This window comes from Herbaspirillum sp. alder98, assembly GCF_020179755.1.
Classification (GTDB): Bacteria; Pseudomonadota; Gammaproteobacteria; order Burkholderiales; family Burkholderiaceae_D; genus Herbaspirillum.
The window spans coordinates 277,443-296,082 of record NZ_JAIUCY010000004.1; the positions used below are offsets into that span (position 1 = coordinate 277,443).

General features: G+C 63.1%; 17 protein-coding genes. 12 read left to right on the forward strand and 5 right to left on the reverse strand.

Annotation, left to right across the window (positions count from 1 at the left end; all coding sequences use genetic code 11):
- Positions 1-174: 174 nt before the first annotated feature.
- Positions 175-837 (forward strand): DUF4136 domain-containing protein, encoded by a 663-nt coding sequence (locus tag LBW87_RS11735; RefSeq protein ID WP_225201647.1) that lies wholly within the window; start codon positions 175-177, stop codon positions 835-837.
- Between the two features lie 7 nt (positions 838-844).
- Here LBW87_RS11735 and LBW87_RS23905 read toward each other — a convergent pair whose 3' ends face one another.
- From LBW87_RS23905 to LBW87_RS11750, 4 genes are read right to left on the reverse strand one after another with little or no spacing between them, the layout of a single operon-like run.
- A complete protein-coding gene (locus tag LBW87_RS23905) occupies positions 845-967 on the reverse strand; it encodes a hypothetical protein (RefSeq protein WP_265112926.1) in 123 nt (40 codons plus the stop codon).
- A 3-nt stretch (positions 968-970) separates the two neighbouring features.
- A complete protein-coding gene (locus tag LBW87_RS11740) occupies positions 971-1,945 on the reverse strand; it encodes a quinone oxidoreductase family protein (protein WP_225201648.1) in 975 nt (324 codons plus the stop codon).
- A 40-nt stretch (positions 1,946-1,985) separates the two neighbouring features.
- On the reverse strand, positions 1,986-2,900 hold the full coding sequence (locus LBW87_RS11745; RefSeq protein WP_225201649.1) for a DMT family transporter: 915 nt from the start codon (positions 2,898-2,900) through the stop codon (positions 1,986-1,988).
- 50 nt (positions 2,901-2,950) lie between these two features.
- The gene (locus LBW87_RS11750; RefSeq protein WP_225201650.1) at positions 2,951-4,546 is read right to left on the reverse strand and encodes a helicase HerA-like C-terminal domain-containing protein; all 1,596 of its coding nucleotides are present in this window, start codon (positions 4,544-4,546) and stop codon (positions 2,951-2,953) included.
- A 163-nt stretch (positions 4,547-4,709) separates the two neighbouring features.
- Between LBW87_RS11750 and LBW87_RS11755 the strand changes: the two genes are divergently transcribed.
- The 9 genes from LBW87_RS11755 to rng all read left to right on the forward strand — a co-directional run bounded on the left by LBW87_RS11755 (position 4,710) and on the right by rng (position 13,079).
- Positions 4,710-5,435, forward strand: coding sequence for a YebC/PmpR family DNA-binding transcriptional regulator (locus LBW87_RS11755; RefSeq protein ID WP_225201651.1), 726 nt, complete (start codon positions 4,710-4,712; stop codon positions 5,433-5,435).
- A gap of 27 nt (positions 5,436-5,462) precedes the next feature.
- On the forward strand, positions 5,463-6,731 hold the full coding sequence (gene purD / locus LBW87_RS11760) for a phosphoribosylamine--glycine ligase (RefSeq protein WP_225201652.1): 1,269 nt from the start codon (positions 5,463-5,465) through the stop codon (positions 6,729-6,731).
- Positions 6,732-6,943: 212 nt separating this feature from the next.
- A complete protein-coding gene (locus tag LBW87_RS11765) occupies positions 6,944-7,774 on the forward strand; it encodes a mechanosensitive ion channel family protein (protein ID WP_225201653.1) in 831 nt (276 codons plus the stop codon).
- A gap of 115 nt (positions 7,775-7,889) precedes the next feature.
- Positions 7,890-8,810, forward strand: coding sequence for an oxygen-dependent coproporphyrinogen oxidase (gene hemF / locus LBW87_RS11770; RefSeq protein ID WP_225201654.1), 921 nt, complete (start codon positions 7,890-7,892; stop codon positions 8,808-8,810).
- A complete protein-coding gene (gene nadD / locus LBW87_RS11775; protein ID WP_225201655.1) occupies positions 8,810-9,484 on the forward strand; it encodes a nicotinate (nicotinamide) nucleotide adenylyltransferase in 675 nt (224 codons plus the stop codon). Before hemF ends, nadD begins: the two co-directional genes overlap by 1 nt.
- Positions 9,485-9,643: 159 nt before the next feature.
- A complete protein-coding gene (rsfS, locus tag LBW87_RS11780) occupies positions 9,644-10,471 on the forward strand; it encodes a ribosome silencing factor (RefSeq protein ID WP_225201656.1) in 828 nt (275 codons plus the stop codon).
- Positions 10,471-10,941, forward strand: a complete 471-nt coding sequence (rlmH, locus tag LBW87_RS11785; RefSeq protein WP_225201657.1) for a 23S rRNA (pseudouridine(1915)-N(3))-methyltransferase RlmH — start codon at positions 10,471-10,473, stop codon at positions 10,939-10,941. The genes rsfS and rlmH overlap by 1 nt, the downstream gene beginning before the upstream one ends.
- A 63-nt stretch (positions 10,942-11,004) precedes the next feature.
- On the forward strand, positions 11,005-11,619 hold the full coding sequence (locus tag LBW87_RS11790) for a Maf family protein (protein WP_225201658.1): 615 nt from the start codon (positions 11,005-11,007) through the stop codon (positions 11,617-11,619).
- Positions 11,616-13,079 (forward strand): ribonuclease G, encoded by a 1,464-nt coding sequence (rng, locus tag LBW87_RS11795; RefSeq protein ID WP_225201659.1) that lies wholly within the window; start codon positions 11,616-11,618, stop codon positions 13,077-13,079. Before LBW87_RS11790 ends, rng begins: the two co-directional genes overlap by 4 nt.
- 103 nt (positions 13,080-13,182) lie before the next feature.
- On the opposite strand, the gene glgX is transcribed toward rng, so the two are convergent.
- Positions 13,183-15,342 carry a glycogen debranching protein GlgX gene (gene glgX / locus LBW87_RS11800; RefSeq protein ID WP_225201660.1) on the reverse strand — a complete coding sequence of 720 codons (2,160 nt, stop codon included), beginning with the start codon at positions 15,340-15,342 and terminating at the stop codon, positions 13,183-13,185.
- Positions 15,343-15,664: 322 nt separating this feature from the next.
- On the opposite strand from glgX, the gene LBW87_RS11805 reads away from it, so the two are divergent.
- Positions 15,665-16,858, forward strand: coding sequence for an O-antigen ligase family protein (locus LBW87_RS11805; RefSeq protein ID WP_225201661.1), 1,194 nt, complete (start codon positions 15,665-15,667; stop codon positions 16,856-16,858).
- 52 nt (positions 16,859-16,910) lie between these two features.
- Positions 16,911-18,638, forward strand: coding sequence for a lipid A export permease/ATP-binding protein MsbA (msbA, locus tag LBW87_RS11810; protein ID WP_225201662.1), 1,728 nt, complete (start codon positions 16,911-16,913; stop codon positions 18,636-18,638).
- Positions 18,639-18,640 lie beyond the last annotated feature (2 nt).

The window sequence follows — 18,640 nt, forward strand, 5'->3', positions numbered from 1 at the left end:
TGCGGCCACAGGCTGCCGCACTAATGACAGAGAACCCTGTCGAACGTTCGCCGGGCCTGCCCAAACGCACTAAAATAGTGACCCCAACGGGGTCCAGGACACTGCGGCACGGCCCATCTATCTTATTGCAACCAGCCTAGCCCCACGCCCGGCCCACCCCTGACTGGAGAAATCATGAAACGCTGGCTTACCTCATTGATCGCGGCTGGCAGCCTGCTGCTGTCAGGCTGCGCGTCGGTCATGCAAAGCAATGTGACGGCCTTCCATGCTTGGCCAGCCGATACCGCGGGCAAATCGTTCGCCTTCGTCCCGGCCAAGGAGCAGGAAGGCAGTCTGGAGTACGGCGCCTATGCCCAGTTGATCAGGCGCCAGTTGCTGGGGGTTGGCTTGACAGAGGCGCCCGAGCGCCAGGCGGCGCAACTGACCGTCAGCTTTCGCTACGGCATGAATACCGAACAGGTGGTCGAGACCCGCCCCGCCTATGATCCGTTCTTCTATGGCCCGGCACCCGGCTGGGGTCGTTTCGGTCCATATGGTTTCTATGGCCCGTTCGGGCCTGCCTACGACCCGTTCTGGTATGGCGGCCCGCTGCAAAGCACCAGCTACCCGGTGTTCCTGCGACGCCTGCAGATCGGCATCGCCAATGCCGCCGACGGCAAGCAACTCTATGATGTGGTGGTCGACAGCGACGGTCGCCAGGCCGGCCTGGCCGCCGCCATGCCGTATATGGTGCGCGCTGCATTCCAGGATTTTCCCGGTCCCAGCGGGGTGACGCGGCATATCTCGATCAAGATCGACAAGGATGGCGGCTACGCCACCGCCACCCCGGCCAAGTAAGGCCGCGTCACGAATAGAACGCTTCGCTGGCGAAGGTGATGGCGACGATCAGCAACACCGCCGCCGCCAGCACCAATAACAGCCGGCCGAAACGCGGCGTATCCGACGAACGGGATTTGGGTTCGCCCATGGCTCAGGGGATCAGGATGGTCGAGCCGGTGGTCTTGCGCGCCTCCAGATCGGCATGCGCCTGGCCCACGTCCTTGAGCGCATAGCGCTGGTTGATCTCGATACTGAGCTGGCCGCTCTCGACCATGGCAAACAGGTCGGCGGCGGTGGCGTCGAGGTCTTCGCGGGTGGCGGTGTAGTTGCCCAGCGATGGACGCGTCAGGAACAGCGAGCCGCGCGAGGCCAGCTCGGACACGCCGAACGGCGCGACCGGCCCGGATGCGTTGCCGAAACTGACCATCATGCCGCGTGGACGCAGGCAATCCAGCGAGCCGATGAAGGTGTCACGGCCGATGGCATCGTAGACCACCTGCACGCCGCGACCTTCGGTGATTTCCTTGACGCGCTCGACGAAATTCTCGGTCTTGTAATTGATGACGTGGGTGCAGCCATGCCGCGCCGCCAGCGCCGCCTTCTCGTCGCTGCTGACGGTGCCGATCACGGTCGCCCCCAGCGCTCGCGCCCATTGGCAGGCGATCAGGCCGATGCCGCCGGCGGCGGCGTGCAGCAGGATGGTGTCGCCGGCCTTGACCGGATAGGTCTGGCGCAGCAGGTATTGCACCGTCATGCCCTGCAACATCATGGCCGCGGCGGTATCGAACGAAATGCTGTCAGGCAGCTTGACCAGGATCTCGGCCGGCATCACGCGCTCTTCGGCGTAGGCGCCGTTGGGACGCCCGGCATAGGCCACCCGATCGCCCACCTTGAAGGCGGTCACGCCGTCCCCCACTGCTTCGATGGTGCCGGCGGCTTCCTGCCCCAGGCCGTTGGGCAGCGGCTGCGGATACAGCCCGGTGCGAAAATACACATCGATGAAATTCAATCCTACCGCTGCGTGGCGAATGCGCACCTCGCCCGGACCCGGGTCGCCAACCTCGACGTCGACATACTCCATGACCTCGGGGCCACCGGTCTTGCTTACGCGAATTGCTCTTGCCATGTCTGTCTCCTGGTTGGATGGAATTTAATTGGAACCTTGCTCAAGCCTTCTTGCGCGACAGCAGCCAGATACCCGACAGCACCAGCGCCGTGCCGATCAATTGAATCGCCGTGATCGGCTCATCCAGCAGCGCCGCCCCCATGAAGAGCGTCGATACCGGCCCGATCAGCCCGGCCTGCGCTGCCGTGGGCGCGCCGATGCGCGCCACCGCGATCATCGTCAGAAACACCGGCAGCACGGTACAGAAGACCGCATTGAACAGCGACAGCTGGTACACGCTGGCGACCTGCGCCAGCAGCAGCTCGGGCGGACGCAGCACCAGGAACTGGATCACGCAGGCCACGGTCGAGACGCACATCGCATAGGCCACCAGCCGGATCGCGCCGACCCGGCGCACCAGCTCGCCCGAGCCGATCAGGTAGATCGAATAGCAAAAGGCCGACCCCAGCACCAGGCCGCTGCCCAGGATCACATTGCTGCCGCCGGTATTGAGATCATGCATCAGCACCAGTACGGTGCCAGAGTAGGACACCAGCAGCGCGATCCATTCGACCCAGCCGACGCGGCGCTTGAAGACGAAAAAGGCGATCAGCATCACGAACGAAGGCGTGAGGAACAGGATCAACCGTTCCAGGCCGGCCGAGATGTATTGCAGCCCCAGGAAATCGAGAAAACTGGACAGGTAGTAACCGGTCAACCCCAGCACCACGATGCGCGCCCAGTCGGCGCGCGCCAGCGCCGGTTCGCTGCGGGCCTTCCAGATCGCCACCGCCAGGAACATCGGGAAGGCAAACACCATGCGCAGCGTGATCACCATCACGGCGTCGACCTGGTATCGGTACATCAATTTGGCAACGATGGCCTTGGCCGAGAAGAACACGGCGCCGACCACGGCCAGCAGGAGACCGCCGAGGAAAGCCTGGCGGTTGGAAGATGGGTGGGCAATTGCAGTCATGGCGGGATTGTAAACCTTAGTCTACATTTGCCGCTGCCGCCCATCCCGACTCAACGCTTTTTGAGCAACGATCCCAGCACGCCGCGAATCAATTCACGCCCCACCTGCGAGCCGATACTGCGGGCGGCCGACTTGACCATCGCCTGCAACGGCGAATCGCTGCGACGGCTGCCGCCGCTCCCGTTGCCGAACACGCCGCCGATCAGGTCGCCCAATCCACCGCTCTCTTGCTGTGGCTCAGGCGCCGGCGAGGGTCGCGTCACCCCACCCGACGGCCGGCTGCTGCGCGGAGCAGGCGCTTGCGGCGCATGGCCGGCCGATGCACCCCAGGCGTTGTCATCGACCGGCGAGGGTGCGGACGCAGGCGCTGCTGCCCGTCCCTTGAGGCGCTCATAGGCCGATTCGCGGTCGATCGCCTGTTCATAGACGCCGGCCACCAGCGAGGTGGCCATCAGGGCGCGCCGCTGGTCGTCGCTGATCGGGCCGATCTGCGAGGCCGGGGTCAGGACATAACCGCGCTCGACCACGTTGGGCCGGCCCTTGTCATCCAGGAACGAGACCAGCGCCTCGCCCACGCCCAGCTCGGTGATGGCCGTGGCGGTGTCCAGCGCCGGGTTGGCGCGGAAGGTCTCGGCCGCCGCCTGCACTGCCTTCTGGTCGCGCGGGGTGTAGGCGCGCAAGGCGTGCTGCACGCGGTTGCCGAGCTGGCCCAGCACGGTGTCGGGAATATCCAGCGGATTCTGCGTGACGAAATACACGCCCACGCCCTTGGAGCGGATCAGGCGCACCACCTGCTCGATCTTTTGCAGCAGCGGCTTGGGGGCTTCGTTGAACAGCAGATGGGCCTCGTCGAAGAAGAACACCATCTTGGGCTGATCCAGGTCGCCTACTTCGGGCAGGTGCTCGAACAGTTCGGACAGCATCCACAGCAGGAAGGTCGAATACAGGCGCGGCGCATTGAGCAACTTGTCGGCGGCCAGGATGTTGATGACTCCGCGCCCCCGGGCGTCGGTCTGCATCCAGTCGTCGATGTTGAGCATGGGCTCGCCGAAGAACTGCTCGCCGCCCTGCTCCTCGATGCCGATCAGGCCGCGCTGGATGGCGCCGATGCTGGCCGCCGAGATATTGCCGTATTCGGTCTTGAACTCGGCCGCGTGCTCGCCCACGTGCTGCAGCATGGCGCGCAGGTCCTTGGTGTCGAGCAGCAGCAGGCCGTTGTCGTCGGCAATCTTGAACACCAGTTGCAGCACGCCCTGCTGGGTATCGTTCAGGTTGAGCATGCGCGCCAGCATCAGCGGCCCCATGTCGGAAATCGTGGCGCGTACCGGATGGCCCTTTTCGCCATACACATCCCAGAACGCCACGGGCGCGGCAGCCCAGGCCGGCTCGGCCAGGCCCAGGCGCTTGAGGCGTTCGGCCAGCTTGGGGCTGCTGCTGCCGGCCTGGCCCAGGCCCGACAGGTCGCCCTTGACGTCGGCCATGAACACCGGCACCCCGATGTCGGAGAGCGCCTGCGCCATGACCTGCAAGGTCACCGTCTTGCCGGTGCCGGTGGCGCCGGTGATGCAACCGTGGCGATTGACCAGTTGCGGCAACAGGCAGAGTTGCACGTCGGAATGTTGGGCGATGGCAAGTGGAGAGGTCATGGCAGGCAGAAAAAAAGGCAATTGAGGGCGACAGCATGGGGGCTGCCGATCCGATTTGGTGCGGGGCGATATGCTAAAATTCTGGCCCGATTATAGTCAGAAGCGGAGCCCCACTGGCTCATCTTTCGTTCTGACATCAACCAATCAAGCAGGAAGATCCGACATGGCTGGACACAGCAAATGGGCCAATATCCAACACCGTAAAGGCCGCCAGGATGAAAGACGGGGCCGCATCTGGACCCGGCTGATCAAGGAAATCACGGTGGCCGCCCGCATGGGCGGCGGCGATGCAGACACCAACCCGCGCTTGCGCCTGGCGGTTGACCGCGCCTCCGACGCCAACATGCCCAAGGACAACGTGACCCGCGCCATCCAGCGCGGCACCGGCGCCCTGGACGGAGTGAACTACGAAGAAGTGCGCTACGAAGGTTACGGCATCAATGGCGCGGCCATCATCGTCGACTGCCTCACCGACAACCGTGTGCGCACCGTGGCCGAAGTGCGCCATGCGTTTTCCAAGTTTGGCGGCAACATGGGCACCGAAGGCTCGGTGGCGTTCATGTTTACCCACTGTGGGCAACTGATGTATGCGCCAGGCACCGACGAGAATGCGGTGATGGAAGCCGCGCTCGAAGCCGGCGCCGAAGACGTGCAGACCGACGACGAAGGTGGCATCGAGGTGCTGACCGGCCCCAATGACTTCAGCGCCGTCAAGACCGCGATGGAAGCCGCCGGTTTCAAGGCCGAAGTGGCCGACATCATCATGAAGCCGTCCACCGAGACGGTGTTTGCAGGCGAAGATGGCGTACGCATGCAAAAACTGCTGGATGCACTGGAGAACCTGGACGACACCCAGCAGCTCTATACCAACGCCGTCATCGACGAATAATCCGCCCTACTCTTACTGCGAATCCCCATGAAAATCCTAGTTGTTGGCTCCGGTGGTCGTGAACATGCGCTGGCCTGGACCATTGCCAAGTCGCCCCGCATCCAGACCGTGTACGTCGCCCCCGGCAACGGCGGCACCGCCCTCGACGAGCGGCTCACGAACATCGACATCACCGACCCGACTGCACTGGCCGACTTTGTCGAGCGGGAGCACGTGGCGCTGACCGTGGTCGGCCCCGAGGCGCCACTGGCAGCCGGTATCGTCAACGTGTTCCGGGCCCGCGGCCTGAAGATCTTCGGCCCGACCCGCGAAGCGGCGCAGCTGGAGAGCTCGAAGGATTTCGCCAAGGCCTTCATGAAGCGCCACGCGATCCCGACCGCCGAATACCAGACCTTCTCCGAACCGGCACCGGCGCATGACTACATCGCGCAAAAAGGCGCACCGATCGTGATCAAGGCCGATGGCCTGGCCGCCGGCAAGGGCGTGGTCGTGGCGATGACGCTGGAAGAGGCGCATGCGGCGGTGGACATGATGCTGTCCGACAACAAGCTGGGCGATGCCGGTGCACGCGTGGTGATCGAAGAATTCCTGGCCGGCGAGGAAGCCAGCTTCATCGTCATGGTGGATGGCAAGAACATCCTGCCGCTGGCCACCAGCCAGGACCACAAGCGCCTGCAGGACAACGACCAGGGCCCCAACACCGGCGGCATGGGCGCTTACTCGCCGGCCCCTATCGTGACGCCGGCGCTGCATGCGCGCGTGATGCGTGAAATCATCGTGCCGACGGTGCAGGGCATGGCCAAGGATGGCATTCCATTCTCGGGTTTCCTGTACGCCGGCCTGATGATCGATGAAGAAGGCACCCCCAAGACCCTCGAATTCAACTGCCGCATGGGCGACCCCGAGACCCAGCCGATCATGGCCCGTCTCAAGACCGACCTGCTGACGGTGATGGAACACGCCGTCAGCGGCACGCTCGACAAGGTCGAACTGGAATGGGATCGCCGCACGGCGCTGGGCGTGGTGATGGCGGCCTTTGGCTACCCGGATGCGCCACGCCGTGATGACCTGATCACCGACATTCCGGCCGAGACGCCCGACTGCGTGACCTTCCACGCCGGCACCACGCTCACCGGCGACAAGCTGACCACCACCGGTGGCCGCGTGTTGTGCGTGGTGGGCCTGGGCGACAGCGTCAAGGTTGCCCAGAAGCATGCCTACGATGCGGCCGACCTGATCCACTTCGCCGGCTCGCAGATGCGGCGCGACATCGGCTGGCGCGCGCTCAAGCGTTGATCCTGGCCATTCGCCGGCAGGCGAGATGAGAATCCCCCGCAAAACCTGGCGTCTTGCGGGGGATTGTTTTTTCAGCGAAGCCCGGCCGGATCGATTCGGCCATAAAATTGCGGCTTTCCTGCAACAAAATCTGTCTCCGGCAAACTAACTTTGCCCGGCTTCCGTCACGCTATCAAAACAACAACGTTGCACTAAAGAAAAGGATTCTCTGCATGGACATTCACATGGTCAATTTCGAGACGCTGATCAACCTCTACTTGGTGCCGTTCGGCCTGAAGGTAGTCGCCGCGATCGCCATCTGGATCATCGGCGGCATGTTCATCAACACGCTGGCCAAGCTGGTGCGGCGCGTACTCACCGCGCGCCAGCTGGAAAAGACGCTGATCAACTACGCCACCTCGGCCATCCAGGTGATCCTGCGCATCATGCTGGTGATGGGTATTCTGGAGGTGTGCGGCATTCCCACGACTTCCTTTGCGGCCATGATAGGCGCCGTCGGCGTGGCGCTGGGCGTGGCCTGGTCGGGGCTGCTGTCGAACTTCGCGGCGGGCATCTTCCTGGTGGTGCTGCGTCCGTTCAAGCTGGGCGACTACATCACCGCCGCCGGCCAGACCGGCACCGTCAGCGATATCGGCCTGGTGACCACCATCATCACCACCGACAACAACCTGCGCGTGATCGTCGGCAACAACAAGCTGTTCTCGGACAACATCATCAACTACAACGTCAATCCGACCCGCCGTACCGACTTGCGTTGCCAGATCGCCTACGGCGTCGACCCGCAGGAAGCGATCGCCAAGCTGCTGACCCGCATCAAGGCGATCCCCAACGTGCTTGAGACACCGGCGCCGGCAGTGGCGATCCAGGAATTCAACGCCACCGGCACCCTGCTGGCGCTGCGCGTGCACGCCGCCACGCCCAATTTCGGCCAGGTCTACAACGACGTCAACGGCGCCATCGCCGAAGTCTGCCTGAACGAAGGCTGGCCGGCGCCGGCGACCTATCAGGTGGCGGTACCCGTGGCGCAGCCGCCGCAGAATTGAGTCACCCATCGGCCTGCCCCGCGCCGGGTTGGCCCTGCCAGCGCCCCAGTGGCGCGCTGGCAGGGTACAATCGCGGGGTTAAGAATTCCGTTACTGTGCCCCGAGCGACACCCTTGTGACCACCACTACTGCCGCGCCCAGCGCACCGACCTCCGTCAAAGCCTACCTGCAGGACCTGCAACAGCGTATCGTGACCGCCCTCGAGGCGGCCGATGGCAAGTCGTTTGTCGCCGATTCGTGGCAGCGCCCGGAAGGCGGCGGCGGCACTTCGCGCATCCTCGAAGAAGGCGGTCTGTTCGAACGCGCCGGTGTCGGCTTTTCGCATGTGATGGGCCAGAACCTGCCGCCGTCGGCCGCCGCCAACCGACCGCAGATCGCCGGCCGTGCCTGGGAGGCGATGGGCGTATCGCTGGTGCTGCATCCACGCAACCCGCACGTGCCCACGGTACACATGAACGTACGCTTCTTCACCACCCATGCGCAAGGCGAAGAACCGGTCTGGTGGTTCGGCGGCGGCATCGACCTGACGCCCTACTATGGCGAGCAGGACGATGTGGTGCATTTTCACCGCACCTGCCGCGACGCCCTGCAACCCTTTGGCGACACCCTGTATCCGCGCTTCAAGCAATGGTGCGACGAATACTTCTACCTGAAGCACCGGCAGGAACCGCGCGGCGCCGGCGGCATTTTCTTCGATGACTTCAATGCCCTGCCCTTCGACGACAGCTTTGCCATGGTGCGCAGCGTGGGCGACGCCTTCCTGGCGGCCTACCTGCCGATCGTGGCGGCGCGGCGCGACACGCCTTATGGCGAACGTGAACGTGATTTCCAGGCATATCGACGCGGTCGCTATGTCGAATTCAACCTGGTGTTCGACCGCGGGACCCTGTTCGGGCTGCAGTCGGGTGGTCGTACCGAATCGATCCTGATGTCGATGCCGCCGCTGGTAAAGTGGCGCTATGACTGGCATCCGGAGCCCGGCAGCGCCGAAGCGCGGTTATACTCCGACTTCCTGGTGCATCGGGACTGGCTGTAATGGCGGCGCCGGCACAACGTTGCGTGGCAGTATTGGGTGGCAGCTTCGACCCGGTGCATAGCGGCCATGTCCAGTTGGCAGAACATTTCGTTCGCCTGCTGCAGCCTGACCAGTTGCGCGTGATTCCTGCCGGCAACCCGTGGCAGAAACACGGTTTGCAGGCAGAACCGGCACAGCGGGTCGAGATGGTGCGCCGTGCCTTCGATTCCCAGCAGGTACCGGTCGAGATCGATGAGCAGGAAATCCGTCGTCCCAGCGCCACCTACACCATCGACACACTGCGCGCGTTGCGTGCAGAACTTGGTCCGGCGGTGTCCATCGTGTTCCTGATGGGCGCGGACCAGTTGCAACACCTGGATACCTGGCAGAACTGGCGCGAGCTGTTCGATCATGCTCATCTGTGCGCAGCGTCGCGCCCGGGCTTCGGCCTGCAAGCCGGCGACGTGCCGCCTGCGGTAGTGCATGAATTCGCGCAACGCGCGGGCACTCCCGAGGCTATCCGTACTACCTCGCACGGGCTTGGCTGCCTGGCGCCAGGTCTGGCGGTCGATATTTCATCGACCGCAATCCGTGCCGCGCTACAACGCGGCGAACGCCCCGATTCGCTGATTCCGACCGGGGTGCTAGACTATATCGAACAGCAACATCTGTACCAGGACTCATTTCACGATTAAACGTGAGATGCGTCCCGAAGAGAGCGACCCGTTTGGGCGAATTGCTGCGTTACGACGTGAGCTCAAGACGGCCAGTCTTGAGCTCACGTCGCGCCTTGCACTTGCTCCCAAACGGGATAAGCTCGCACACACGTTTATTTATGAAATGAGTTCTAACTAATGGATATCAAAAAACTGCAAACTCTGGTCGTCGACGCTCTGGAAGACGTCAAGGCTCAAGAGATCCGTGTCTTCGACACGACCCATCTGACGAGCCTGTTCGACCGCGTGGCGATCGCCTCGGGCACCTCCAACCGCCAGACCAAGGCGCTGGCCGCTTCCGTGCGTGACAAGGTCAAGTCCAAGGGCGGCCACGTGGTGAGCGTCGAAGGCGAAGACACCGGCGAATGGGTGCTGGTCGATCTGGGCGACATGATCGTCCACATCATGCAACCGGCCATCCGCACCTACTATCGCCTGGAAGAAATCTGGGGCGACAAGGAAGTCAAGATGGGCGCCGCCAAGCGCACCGGCACCTCCGCCGGCGCCAAGCGCGAAGCCGCCGACGCTCCGGCACCCAAGATTCGCCGCACCCGTGCGCAAGCCGAAGCGGTCGAGGCCAGCCAGGCGCTGGACGACGACGAGGTCAAGAAACCAGCCCGCAAGCCACGCGCCACCACGGCGACCGGCACGGCTGCAACCAAGACCCCACGCGCCACCGCCACCACCCGTGCCCCGCGCAGCGCGGCCGGCAAGGCCGACACCGGCGCCAAGGCAGCAGCACCGCGCGCTACGCGTAGCGCCGCCGGCACCACTCGCACCACCACCGGTACCAAGACGGGCACTACCCGTACTACTACCGGCACCAAGACCGGCGTGGCGAAGACCACCACGACCCGCAGCAAGACCGCCGCACCCAAGACTGCCGTGGGCAAGACGGTGCGCGTGGCGCCATCCAAGAGCGCCAGCGCCAAGAAGCCTGCTTCCAAGCGCGTCAGCAAGGCCTGATGCAACTGGTCATCGCGGCCGTCGGGCACAAGATGCCCGCGTGGATCGAAACCGGCTTTCAGGAGTATGCCAAGCGCATGCCTCCTGATTGCCGGATTCAGCTCAAGGAAATCAAACCCGTCGACCGTTCCGGCAGCCGTACCGCCGAGACCGTCATGGCGCAGGAACGCACCCGCATCGAAGCCGCCCTGCCCAAGGGGGCGCGCATCATCGCCCTCGATGAGCGTGGCCGCGACTGGACCACCATGCAGTTGTCACAACAGCTGCAGCAATGGCAGCAGGATGGTCGCGACGTGGCCTTCATCATCGGCGGCGCCGATGGCCTCGATCCTGGCTTCAAGGCCGGCGCCGACACCCTGATACGCATCTCCAGCATGACCTTGCCGCACGGCATGGTGCGTGTATTGCTGGCCGAGCAGCTGTATCGGGCCTGGTCGATCACCCAGAATCATCCGTACCATCGCGCCTGAGGCATCTGCGCCCGGCATTCTCGACTGCGCCCCAGTCCTGCCCAACGATGAAACGAGATCAACATGAAACCAGTGGATCGCACCATCTACCTCGCATCGAAGAGCCCGCGCCGGCGTGAGCTGCTGCGCCAGATCGGCATCGAATTCGAGTTGCTGCTATCGGAAAAGGAAGTCGACGAAAGCGTGCTGCCCGATGAAGGCGCGCTGGACTACGTCGCCCGCGTGACCCGCGCCAAGCTCGACAGCGCCCAGCAGACCATGCTGCTGCGGCAACTGCCGCATCGCCCTATCCTGGCGGCCGATACGACGGTGGTGATCGACCAGCTGATCCTGGGCAAGCCGGTAGACCGCGACGAAGCGCTGCAGATGATCCAGCGCCTGTCGGGTCGCACCCATCAGGTGCTCACCAGCGTTGCCGTGGCGCTGACCATGGGCGTGGAAACCGAGGTCTGGCAGATCACGCAGCAATCCGACGTCAGCTTCGCCGAACTGAGCGACGCCGCCATCGCCGCCTACTGCGACACGCTGGAGCCGTACGACAAGGCGGGCGCCTATGGCATCCAGGGACTGGCATCTCTGTTCATCAGCAATATTGTGGGCAGCCATTCCGGTATCATGGGACTGCCGCTATTCGAGACGGCTCAACTACTAGAAAAAGCGGGCGTCCGCATCCTATGAGCGAAGACATTCTGATCAACATCACCCCGCAGGAAACACGCGTAGCGTTGATCCTGCAGGGCGCAGTACAAGAGTTGCACATCGAGCGCACGCTGTCGCGCGGGCTGGCGGGCAACATCTATCTGGGCAAGGTGGTACGGGTGCTGCCGGGCATGCAATCGGCCTTCATCGACATCGGCCTGGAGCGTGCCGCGTTCCTGCACGTGGCCGATATCTGGGAAGCGCGTTCCCACGATGGCCAGAACAGCCCCGCCATTCCTATCGAAAAACTGCTGCACGATGGCCAGACCGTGACCGTGCAGGTGATCAAGGACCCGATCGGCACCAAGGGCGCGCGGCTGTCGACGCAGATCTCGATCGCCGGTCGCATGCTGGTGTACCTGCCGCAAGACAAGCACATCGGCATATCGCAGCGGATCGAGAACGAAGCCGAGCGCGAACTGTTGCGCGGCAAGGTGCAGGCGCTGCTGCCGCCCGAGGAAAAAGGCGGCTTCATCATCCGCACCATGGCCGAGGATGCCTCCGACGCCGATTTGCAGATGGATGTCGAATACCTGCGCAAGACCTGGGCCACCATCGTCAAGCAGAGCAAGACCCGGCCTGCCCCGGCCCTGCTGCATCAAGACCTGTCGCTGGCCCAGCGCGTGCTGCGCGACTTCGTCGGCGACGACACGGCGACGATACAGGTCGATTCGCGCGAGAACTTCAACAAGCTGCAGGAGTTCGGCACCATCTATACGCCCTCGGTGCTGACCAAGCTCACCCATTACCGGGGCGAGCGGCCGCTGTTCGACCTGTACGGCGTGGAAGAAGAGATCGAACGCGCGCTGGGTCGGCGGGTCGACCTGAAGTCGGGTGGCTACCTGATCGTCGACCAGACCGAGGCGATGACCACCATCGACGTCAACACCGGCAGTTTCGTCAACGGCCGCAACTTCGACGACACCATCTTCAAGACCAACCTCGAGGCCGCGCATGCGATTGCCCGCCAGTTGCGCTTGCGCAACCTGGGCGGCATCATCATCCTCGACTTCATCGATATGGAAAACACCGAGCATCGCCACGCGGTGCTGGCCGAACTGGGCAAGGCGTTGCAGCGCGACCGCACCAAGATCTCGGTGTCGGGCTTCTCGACGCTGGGCCTGGTGGAGATGACCCGCAAGCGCACCCGCGAATCGCTGGCCCACATCCTGTGCGAGACCTGTCCGGCCTGCAAGGGACGCGGCCAGGTCAAGACCTCGCGCACGGTGTGCTACGAGATCCTGCGCGAGGTGATGCGCGAAGCCAAGCAGTTCAACCCGCGCGAATTCCGCATCCTCGCCTCGCAACTGGTGGTAGACCTGTTCCTGGAAGAAGAATCGCAGCACCTGGCGATGCTGGGCGACTTCATTGGCAAGCCGATTTCGTTGCAGGTGCAGAGTGATTACCAGCAGGAGCAGTACGACATCATCCTGATGTGACGTGGCGCACGGCATAACAAATCATTGGTATGGCGATTAAAACGGGCCTGGGGATAACCCCAGGCCCGTTCTGCATTGCGCTTACCCTCAAGCAAAAGTGAGGTCAGCCCAGCACGAACAGCAGCATCGAATGCGCTGACACGACATACTCGTGGCCGGCATCGAATACCGGCTGTTCGTCGCGGGCCGGCACGTTGGTATCGATCAGCCCTTTCCAGCGCTGCCCGTTCGGCCCCTTTGGCAAGGTGAAGTTGACGACGTCATGATGGCTATTGAAGACCAGCAGCAGGGTCTGGTCAGCCGCCGCCCGCCGCAGGTTGCTGATGCGCGCCCGACCATCGAGCACCAGGCCGAAGCACTTCATCGCCCCATCCTGCCATTGCTCCTCGCTCAAGGTCACGCCGGCCGGCGAAATCCAGTCGGCATCCACCGTATCCAGGTCTTCATTGAGCTCGCCATTCATGAATCGGCTGCGGCGCAGCACCGGCATCTTGCCGCGCAGCTTGAGCAATTCGGCGGTGAACCGCAGTTGCGCGCGACCGCGCTCATCGATCTGGTCCCATTGCAGCCAGCTGATGTCGTTGTCCTGGCAATAGGCGTTGTTGTTGCCGCCCTGGCTGCGGCCGAATTCGTCGCCCGCCAGCAGCATCGGCGTGCCCTGGGCCAGCAGCAACGTCGCCAGCAGGTTGCGCTTCTGGCGCTCGCGCAATTCGATGATGGATTCATCATCGGTGGCACCCTCCGCACCGCAGTTCCACGAGCGATTGTCGGAATGACCGTCGCGATTGTCTTCGCCATTGGCCTCGTTGTGCTTGTCGTTGTAGCTGACTAGGTCGTGCAGCGTGAAGCCGTCGTGGGCGGTGATGAAATTGACGCTCGACCAGGCGCGGCGTCCACGCTTGTCGAACAGGTCGGCCGATCCGGCAAAGCGGGTGGCGAAGTCGGCCGCCATGCCTTCGTCGCCTTTCCAGAAGGCCCGCACCTGATCGCGGAACTTGTCGTTCCATTCGGCCCATCCCGGCGGAAACTCGCCGACCTGGTAACCGCCTGGGCCACAATCCCATGGCTCGGCGATCAGCTTGACCGCCGCCAGCACCGGGTCTTGCAGGCAGGCATTGAGGAAACCGCTACTCAGGTCGAAACCATGGTTCTCACGCCCCAGGATGGTGGCGAGGTCGAAACGGAAGCCGTCGACATGTTGCTCCAGCACCCAGTAGCGCAGGCTGTCGGCAACCATCTGCATGACCCGTGGATGCGACAGGTTAAGTGTATTGCCGGTGCCGGTGTCGTTGATGTAGTAGCGCCGCTCATCCGGCATCAAGCGATAGTACGAGGCATTGTCGATCCCCTTGAAACTAAGCGTGGGCCCCAGCTCGTTGCCTTCGGCGGTGTGGTTGTAGACCACGTCGAGGATGACTTCGATGCCGGCCTCGTGCAACGCATCGACCGTGCTCCTGAATTCGCCCGATTGCGCGCCGGAAAAATACCTGGGATCAGCGGCAAAAAAGCCGATGCTGTTATAGCCCCAGTAATTGGTCAGCCCTTTTTCGAGCAGATGGGCATCGTTGACGAAGGAATGCACCGGCAGCAGCTCCAGCGAACTGACGCCCAGTTGCCGCAGATGATCGATGATGGCCGGCGAGGACAGCCCGGCAAATGTGCCGCGCTGCGCTTCGGGCACCTGCGGATGGCACTTGGTCAGGCCCTTGACGTGGGCCTCATAGAAGACTGTCCGGTCCCAGGGCACGCGGTGGCCGGTCGGCACATTGATGTCGGCGGTCGGCTCGACCACGACGCACTTGGGAACGAAGGGTGCGCTGTCGCGGCTGTCGAAGCTCAAGTCCTTGTCGGGACTGTCGAGATCGTAGGCGAAGATTTCGGGCGCCCATTTCAGTTCGCCCAGATGCCGCTTGGCATAGGGGTCCATCAACAGCTTGTTGGGATTGAAGCGATGGCCGTTCTGCGGGTCATACGGGCCGTGCACCCGGTAACCATAGACGGTGCCCGGCTTGAGCCCTTCCACGAACACGTGCCAGACCTCGTCGGTGTACTCGGGCATGGAGATGCGGGCGATTTCGGTTTCGCCCTTTTCATCGAACAGACACAGATCGACCCCGGTGGCATTGGCCGAGAACAGGGCAAAGTTGACGCCATCCTCCCGACAGCTGGCGCCACGAGGGAACGGCGACCCTTCGCGGACCCGCTGCAGGTAGTCGGAATTGGCCGGCGCACCGGAGATGGCTTGCTTGACGTCGTCTTTCATGATCGGGGCGAATAAAAGGAGGTAAAAAGGCGAACGGGAGCGACGTCATCCATCATCAGATTGACAACTTTGCGCGCACCGACCGGGACCAGCCTGCGCAGTGTATGCAAGCGCTGTCGCGCGCACAGTCGGTAAATGACGCTAGATGGTGTAGGTGGATAGCTCAACCGCAGCACCCAATGACCGCCATCGGGACCGGCGACGCAGCCTCAGCCATGCATTACAATGGCGGGTTTAACAAAATTCGGAGCTGATCGCCCTCGCCTGCGATCTTTTGCCCGCCCTTTGTCTTCCCCAGATGATTGCTTACACCTCCATTGCCGTGTTCCTCTTCTCAGCGATCGCGCTGGTGGTGCCAAGCGGCTTTTCGCTGGGGGCATTGCTATTGCTACTGGGGGCATTGGCGCTGGTTCATCCGGCCGCCCGGCGGATCCGGCCGGATCGGACCGACTGGCTGGTCATCAGTGCCTTCCTGCTGTATTTCGCCGTCAATGTGATCAATAACCTGATCCACCATGCCCAACCAGCCGAATATGATGCGCCGCTGCGCTTTGCGCTGGCTGTGCCGGCGCTGCTACTGCTGCGCGCCTATCCCCCGCGCAGCTGGGCGCTATGGTCGGGGGCGGCGCTGGGCGGCATCGGCGCCGGCTTGCTGAGTCTGTGGCTGGTGTTGGCGCACCAGGTCGAGCGCCCGTCAGGCAGTACCAATCCGATTCAATACGGCAACATCAGCCTGGTGCTGGCCGTGTTGTGCCTGTCCGGCCTGACATGGGCAATCGGTGAACGACGCGGCAAGGGCTGGCTCATCCTGCTGACGGCTGGTGCCGTACTGGCCGGCCTGGCTTCGTTGCTCAGCGGCAGCCGCGGCAGTTGGCTGGCATTGCCGGTCTGCCTGGCTGTGGCCATCTATCTGCTGATGCGCGCCGACCGGCCGCGGCTGGTCGTCAAGATCCTTGCCGGAACCGGCGTCGGCATGGCGCTGCTATGGGCGCTGCCGCAAAGCGGCCTGCGAGCGCGCACGGAAGTTGCGTTCAGCGAAGCGGGACAGTACCAGCAACGCCGCGAGGCAGATTCTTCGATTGGCGCACGGCTCGACATGCTGCGCACAGGGTTGATGATGGCGCCCGGTCACTTGCTCATCGGCTGGGGCAAGCAAGGCATGTTCAACTACAAGGCCAGCCTGGTCGATCAGGGCCTGGCCGCTGCCTCGATCCGTGAACATACTCACTTGCACAATGAATACCTGGATGCGCTGGTCAAGCGCGGCATACCGGGTCTGCTGGCTTTGGTGCTGCTCTATCTGATGCCGCTGGTCGCGTTTGTGCAGGCCGGAACCCGCAACGGCACTACTGCCCGCCCCTATGCAATCGCCGCAACAATGCTGCTGCTCAGCTACCTTGCGTTCGGGATGACCCAGGCTTTCCTGACCCATAACAACGGTGTCATGATCCTGGCCTTCCTGATCGCCATTTTGTGGGGGCTGGTGCGCCGGCCGCCACTGGCAGCAGCCCCATGATGTCGAATACCGACGTTGTCTTCAGCGTCAATTGCTTTACAAGGATGATTAAATGTTGCCCTCCAATATAAAAAGGCTGGCCGCCCTGCACCGGCCCTACAAGAAGCGCCTGGCGCTCGCCTTCCTCGGCATGATCGTGACTGCCGCCACCGAGCCGGTGGTGCCCTATATCTTCAAGGTCCTGCTGGACAAGGGCTTTGTCGGCAAGCCGGAATTTTCATTGTGGCTGGTGCCGGCAGCGGTGATCGGCATCTTCTTCATTCGCGGCATCTCCACCTTCACCAGCTCATACATGATGACCTGGGTCTCGACCCGCATTCTCAACGAACTGCGCCGCCAGATGTTTGCGCGAATGCTTGATCTGCCGGTGCACTTCTATGCCAGCAATACAGTGGGCAAGGTCATCAACTCCATGATGTTCGAGGTACAGCAGATCATCGACATGGTGACCAAGGTATTTACCTCGATCGTTCGTTCTGCACTGACCGTGCTTGGTTTGCTGGCCTGGCTGCTGTACCTGAACTGGCAGTTGACCATCGTCACGCTGATACTGCTGCCGCTGGTGGCCATCGTGGTCCGCAGCACCGGCAAGCGCCTGAAGAAACTGAATCGCGACTCGCTGGCCGTCAATGCGGAGTTGACCCAGTTGGTCGAGGAGACTACCCGCGCCCAACAGGTCATCAAGATCTTCGGCGGCCAGTCGTACGAAAAACAGCGCTTCCACCTGCGTGCCGAGAACCTGCGTCGCTACACCATGCGCATGACCGCAGCCTTTGCCTCGACCGTGCCGATTACCCAGCTGATGACCGCATGCGCGGTGGCGGTGGTGATCGTGATGGCGCTGATCCAGTCCGGCAACGGCCAGATCACCGTCGGCGGCTTCGTGTCGTTCATCACGGCCATGCTGATGCTGCTGACGCCGCTGAAGCAATTGGCCGAAGTCAATGGCCCGCTGCAACGCGGCATGGCTGCCGCCGAAGAGGTCTACAAGCTGATCGATAAACCGATCGAGCGCATCGGTGGCGCCACACTCGCTAGCCGGGCCCGTGGCAATGTCGATTTCGTCGATGTCGGTTTCGCCTATCCCGGCCATGAGCAACTGGCCTTGCAGGGAATCAACCTCAACGTGCAGGCCGGCGAAACCATCGCCTTCGTGGGCATGTCGGGCGGCGGCAAGTCGACGCTGGTGAGCCTGATTCCCGGCTTCCACTCGGTCACCTCCGGCCAGATCCTGCTGGACGGCCAGGACATCGAATCCATTTCGCTGCTCAGCCTGCGCCAGCAGATCGCCATGGTGAGCCAGAACACCGTGCTGTTCGACGATACCCTGGCCGCCAATATCGCCTATGGCGACGAACATCCCGACCCGGCACGCATTACCGCCGCGCTGGAAGCAGCGCACCTGGGCGATGTGGTGCAAGGGCTGCCGGATGGCCTGGCCACGCGCATCGGCGATAACGGTTCACGCCTGTCGGGCGGCCAGCGCCAGCGGGTGGCGATCGCCCGCGCCATCTACAAGGATGCGCCGATCCTGATCCTGGACGAAGCCACCTCGGCGCTCGATACCGAATCCGAACGCGCCGTGCAGGCAGCGCTGGACCGATTGATGCAGGGCCGCACCACCTTCGTCATCGCACACCGCCTGTCGACTATCGAACGCGCCGACCGGATCGTGGTGCTGTCACATGGACAGGTCGCCGAAATCGGCAGCCACCAGCAGCTGCTGAGCCGCGAAGGTGTCTACGCCAACCTGTATCGCCTGCAGTTTTCCCAGCAATAATC

What these genes read in the sequence shown, in the direction of transcription:
- LBW87_RS11750 (WP_225201650.1), bottom strand. Translation starts at nt 4,546, where the DNA reads ATGACCTCTCCACTTGCCATCGCCCAACATTCCGACGTGCAACTCTGC.
- LBW87_RS11745 (WP_225201649.1), bottom strand. Translation starts at nt 2,900, where the DNA reads ATGACTGCAATTGCCCACCCATCTTCCAACCGCCAGGCTTTCCTCGGC.
- LBW87_RS11735 (WP_225201647.1), top strand. Translation starts at nt 175, where the DNA reads ATGAAACGCTGGCTTACCTCATTGATCGCGGCTGGCAGCCTGCTGCTG.
- rng (WP_225201659.1), top strand. Translation starts at nt 11,616, where the DNA reads ATGAGCGAAGACATTCTGATCAACATCACCCCGCAGGAAACACGCGTA.
- LBW87_RS11740 (WP_225201648.1), bottom strand. Translation starts at nt 1,945, where the DNA reads ATGGCAAGAGCAATTCGCGTAAGCAAGACCGGTGGCCCCGAGGTCATG.
- glgX (WP_225201660.1), bottom strand. Translation starts at nt 15,342, where the DNA reads ATGAAAGACGACGTCAAGCAAGCCATCTCCGGTGCGCCGGCCAATTCC.
- LBW87_RS11765 (WP_225201653.1), top strand. Translation starts at nt 6,944, where the DNA reads ATGGACATTCACATGGTCAATTTCGAGACGCTGATCAACCTCTACTTG.
- msbA (WP_225201662.1), top strand. Translation starts at nt 16,911, where the DNA reads ATGTTGCCCTCCAATATAAAAAGGCTGGCCGCCCTGCACCGGCCCTAC.
- LBW87_RS11755 (WP_225201651.1), top strand. Translation starts at nt 4,710, where the DNA reads ATGGCTGGACACAGCAAATGGGCCAATATCCAACACCGTAAAGGCCGC.
- rsfS (WP_225201656.1), top strand. Translation starts at nt 9,644, where the DNA reads ATGGATATCAAAAAACTGCAAACTCTGGTCGTCGACGCTCTGGAAGAC.
- rlmH (WP_225201657.1), top strand. Translation starts at nt 10,471, where the DNA reads ATGCAACTGGTCATCGCGGCCGTCGGGCACAAGATGCCCGCGTGGATC.
- LBW87_RS23905 (WP_265112926.1), bottom strand. Translation starts at nt 967, where the DNA reads ATGGGCGAACCCAAATCCCGTTCGTCGGATACGCCGCGTTTCGGCCGG.
- nadD (WP_225201655.1), top strand. Translation starts at nt 8,810, where the DNA reads ATGGCGGCGCCGGCACAACGTTGCGTGGCAGTATTGGGTGGCAGCTTC.
- purD (WP_225201652.1), top strand. Translation starts at nt 5,463, where the DNA reads ATGAAAATCCTAGTTGTTGGCTCCGGTGGTCGTGAACATGCGCTGGCC.
- LBW87_RS11790 (WP_225201658.1), top strand. Translation starts at nt 11,005, where the DNA reads ATGAAACCAGTGGATCGCACCATCTACCTCGCATCGAAGAGCCCGCGC.